Source organism: Bacteroidales bacterium (assembly GCA_018334875.1).
GTDB lineage: Bacteria > Bacteroidota > Bacteroidia > Bacteroidales > UBA12077 > JAGXLC01.
This window is the reverse complement of sequence record JAGXLC010000332.1, coordinates 1-4,452: the sequence shown is the minus strand read 5'-3', so window position 1 is coordinate 4,452 and position 4,452 is coordinate 1. Positions and strand designations below refer to the sequence as shown.

The following is a 4,452-nucleotide window of genomic DNA, read 5'->3' as shown; positions in this document are numbered from 1 at the left end:
AGCTTTAATAATGTTGTTTCCTTCATTATTATCACAACTGCTTTCACCTGTACGGCAAATTGGGTGATATGGAGCTTTCATCCACATAGGTTTATTATATTTACGCACGCTTCGTGGCGCACCATAGGCACATAGGAAAGATAGGATTTCACATAGATTTATTAATCATCATATGCCATTGAGAAATCAAGTTTTTGGATTGGGTTCTTTGATTTCATTGTTTACTTAATGAAAAATTTTTGTTGTTCATTACCAAACTTTTTCCCGATGGATTCAATTTTTCCGGCAGGTTTTCCTTTTTTACACTTCATCACATCAATATTTATGGAAGAACAGATTCTGTTTGGATATGGCTTACTCTTCCTTAATATCCCGTATGAAGATTCCTGTTTCATTCACATCCCAATCCTGCTCATATTCCCAGTTGGAACGAACATTGAATGTTTCAGGATGATAGATCACCTTTTCAGGCTGGATGTTTTTCAAATAATTCCCGGTATCCCATTCCTGGTTACCATTGCGATCGTATATCAATCTAAGGCGATAATCGCCGGGATCCAGATAATCAAAACGAATGGTACTTTTTTCCCCTTTCCGTCCATATTTTTCTCTGACCACATTTTCAGAATCACCGGAAGCGGTAAGCAGTTGCAGTATGATATCCGATTCAGCCTCTTCAATTCCAAATATCAATGATCCATAGTGATCTTCGGTCTGTGTGTTGAAACTCACTTCCAGCGTGTCGTGATATGCATTGTAAATGCTTTGTATGGCCTGAGGCAATACCTGAAGTCTATAATTTGTTTCTCCATCCCAATCGACACTAAGCCATGCTGTATTCAAATTCTGAGTATCTCTTCGAAAATTGAATTGTTTTTCCTGGAAAAGCGTATCAACTTCTTGTTGCAGCGTTATTTTTCCTGTATCCACCGACTGAATGGGGTAAGGGAAACGGAGCCTTACATCCCGGTTTAAATCAAAGCTATTGCCCACATTGGATGACAATTCTACAGTATCCACAGCTTCCCGTTCACCTTCTTCAAAAAAATAACCTGCTTCAATTGTATCGGTAATCCATACTTCATTGTTTAAGGAATCTGTGCCCTGATAACCTACTTCAAATCCCAGGTATCTTTTGTTATAGATTGAAGAATCCTTTAGCCAGTAGGTTATCGTATCCCGTTGCAGGGAGGTCTCCCGTAAATACCAATCGGCATGGTCAATACTGTCTAACAGTTTAACGTCTATACTATCTTCCACGGGTTTATTAAAAATAAAATCCACCTTGCCGGGGCTTTCCCGCTGAGAAGTTCTAAGATACTGATCTTTTGCCTCCTCATTAAACAAACGAAGGGGAATATCCTGTGAGGGATAGCCGTAGTATTCCCTGTGAATGATGGTATCGATCCGCAAGCTGTCGGGCACATCCAAGGTATCGGCATATTCTTCCAGTGTATCGGCATATTCTTCATGGTATATCGTATCGTGTTGTTCGATCTTCTCTTCACTAAATGTGACAAAGGAATCCCGGAAAGCAATCGCTTCCTGGATATTATCATACAGGTAATTGCTGTTCTCATCTCCCAGCGCAAATATTTTAAAGGTATCGTTCCTGATATTGCTAATGTTGAAACTGCCATCTTCATTGGTCCTCGACACATAATCGGGAATTTGGTTATAGGGAACCGAATCCTTCAAATCCTCATAAAGCATGACCAATATATTTTCCCTGGGTTTTAAATCCAGCGCGCCGATTACATGACCCTGCACCTCCATGGAGTCAAGTTCGGGTCCGGTAGAAAAAACATATTTAAAATTCCGCAGGGGATTACCTTCTCTGAAATCCTGTATGGCGTTGCCAAAATTCAAGGTATAGGTAGTGGAATCCCTCAGGGGTTCAATGAATTCAATCTGAAAACCTTTTCCTTTCAACTGAATTTCGGGATCCTCCTCAAAAGGCGGGGAGCTAAGGAACTGTTGCTGGAGCTCGTTAAACTGAATGAATTCATTGAATTCAATCTCCACTTCCTCACTTTCAAAATTGACCGAATAATTCGGAGGTTCGCTTTTCACAACCTCCGGCGGTATGGTATCCCTCGGTCCCCCCTGGGGAGTAACCTGTTTGGCGCACCTGGAAAACGTAATAATTGCTATTCCTGTAACAATTGCAATGACGAGTATGTCCCCGATTCTCCTTCTCATCTTAACATTTTATGATCCACAAACATAACAAGAATATGAAGAAAAGCTAAAGACCCCATTTAATATTTTAAAAAACATCTGCAACAGATTCCAATTATTTTTCCTACATTTGCTGCATTAAAAACTGATAGAATATATGTTATCGCTTTTTATAAGGTGGGATGTTGATCCCGAATTAATCAGTCTTGAAAATGTACCCATACTCGGGGAATTGTCCATCCGTTATTACGGGTTGCTCTTTGCAGCGGGGTTTGTATTCGGTTATCTGATTTTCATGAGAATTTTTAAAACCGAAGGCATTTCCATTGAGGTACTGGACAGGCTCACCCTTTACATGGTTATTGGAACAGTGTTGGGAGCGCGCCTGGGTCACGTTTTCTTTTATCAGCCCGATTACTATTTAAGCAATCCCCATGAAATACTATACATCTGGCATGGGGGGCTGGCAAGCCATGGAGCTGCCATTGGAATACTGATTGCCCTGTATCTGTTTGTAAGAAAAGAAAAGAAACCCTACATCTGGATACTTGACAGAATTTCCATTGCGGTGGCGCTGGCAGGATTTTTCATAAGAATGGGAAACTTAATGAATTCCGAAATATATGGTATAGAAACGGATCTTCCGTGGGGTTTCATCTTCCTCAGAAATAACGAAATTCTGCCCAAGCATCCTACCCAGATATACGAGGCCCTGGCTTATCTGATCATCTTTTTGGTCCTTTACCAATTGTATTTTAAAAATAAAGGCAAGTTCAGACCCGGACTTCTGTTCAGTCTCTTTATGATATTGATTTTTACTGCCCGGTTTTTCATTGAATTCCTCAAGGAAGTACAGGTACCGTTTGAACAAGGTATGACCTTAAATATGGGCCAATGGCTAAGCCTGCCTTTCATAATACTTGGCGTTGTTTTACTGTACCGGACCATGAAACTGAGCCCACCGCCGGGTGAAGCCAAAAACAAAACACCGGGCTATAAAAAATCATAAACTCTGTAAATCATTGGGTTTATTCTAAAATCATACTACGATCAATTTACATTTCGTTTCATAAAAAATCATTGAAGCGGAATTTTATAAGAATAAATTGTAGTCTATTTTTGCACAAAATTTTTAACAAACAAAAAAGATGGCTGAAAACACCAATCAAACCAATCAACCAAACGAACAAAAACCAAAAAAAGGCTTTTGGGCTTCAGGTCTTTCTGTATTATTGATCATCCTTATTATCCTGACAGGGGTGATGACGTGGTTATATATCGACCAAAAGATCACCACCCAGGAGATAACAACAGAACTTCAGGCAGAAAAAGATTCGCTTCAATCACAACTTATAGAAATCAGGAGCGATTATGATTCGCTAAAAACCTCCGCAGACACGCTTAATAAAAAGCTGGATTTTGAACAAAACCGGGTAGATAATCTCATGTCGGAATTAAAGACTACAAAAGCCACCAACTATAAAAGGATGAAGGAACTGAAGGATGAAGTCAACACCCTCCGGAGCATAGCAAAAAGCTATGTAAGGCAGATCGATTCACTGAATCGTGCCAACCAGAAACTGATGGCAGAAAACAGAAAAGTCAGGGAAGAGATGCAAGAAGTAGAGGAAACCAAACAAGAACTGGAAAAAACAAAAGACACCCTTTCGGATCAAGTCCAGAAGGCAAGCATATTGAGAACCGAAAATCTGCAGGCCTCCCCAATCAACGAGAGAGGCAATGAAAAAAGCAAAGTGAACAAAATAGATAAAATCAAGGTATGTTTTACCATAGAGGAGAATGTGGTGGCTCCGAAGGGTGAAAGATATGTTTATATGAGAATCGCCTCTCCACCGGATGATTATATACTGACCAATTCCGAAGACAATATCTTTGAATTTCAAGAAAAACAGATGGTTTATACAGCCAGAAGACCGATAGATTATGAAGGGGAATCAATGGATATTTGTATTTATTTTGACAGCAAGGGTGAATTGACTCCGGGCGAATATAAGGTGGACATTTTCGCCGATGAACACCGGATAGGAGAAACCAGTTTCCAGTTGGAAGAATCGGGTTGGCTCTTCTTCTAAAATATGATGGCCACGAATGCACGAATGAATATTTAAATTGGGATGCCACGAATGCACGAATGAAAACTTTATTCGTGTATTCGTGGCTTTTTTGACATAACGTCTGCCGGCTGGCATTCGGTAACATAATACATTCTAATAGAATGGAATTCTTTACTGTATATTAAGCGCCCTGCTT

Annotated in this window: 3 protein-coding genes; 2 read left to right on the top strand and 1 reads right to left on the bottom strand. The window is 39.9% G+C overall.

Going from position 1 to position 4,452, the window contains the following annotated elements:
* Positions 1–354: 354 nt before the first annotated feature.
* Positions 355–2,202: an Ig-like domain-containing protein gene (locus KGY70_17565; protein MBS3777010.1), complete on the bottom strand. Its 1,848-nt coding sequence runs from the start codon at positions 2,200–2,202 to the stop codon at positions 355–357.
* Between the two features lie 136 nt (positions 2,203–2,338).
* Here KGY70_17565 and lgt point away from each other — a divergent pair, with 136 nt between their 5' ends.
* Together lgt and KGY70_17555 are read left to right on the top strand one after the other, a co-directional pair.
* On the top strand, positions 2,339–3,190 hold the full coding sequence (lgt, locus tag KGY70_17560; GenBank protein ID MBS3777009.1) for a prolipoprotein diacylglyceryl transferase: 852 nt from the start codon (positions 2,339–2,341) through the stop codon (positions 3,188–3,190).
* Between the two features lie 139 nt (positions 3,191–3,329).
* The gene (locus KGY70_17555) at positions 3,330–4,274 is read left to right on the top strand and encodes a hypothetical protein (protein MBS3777008.1); all 945 of its coding nucleotides are present in this window, start codon (positions 3,330–3,332) and stop codon (positions 4,272–4,274) included.
* Positions 4,275–4,452 lie beyond the last annotated feature (178 nt).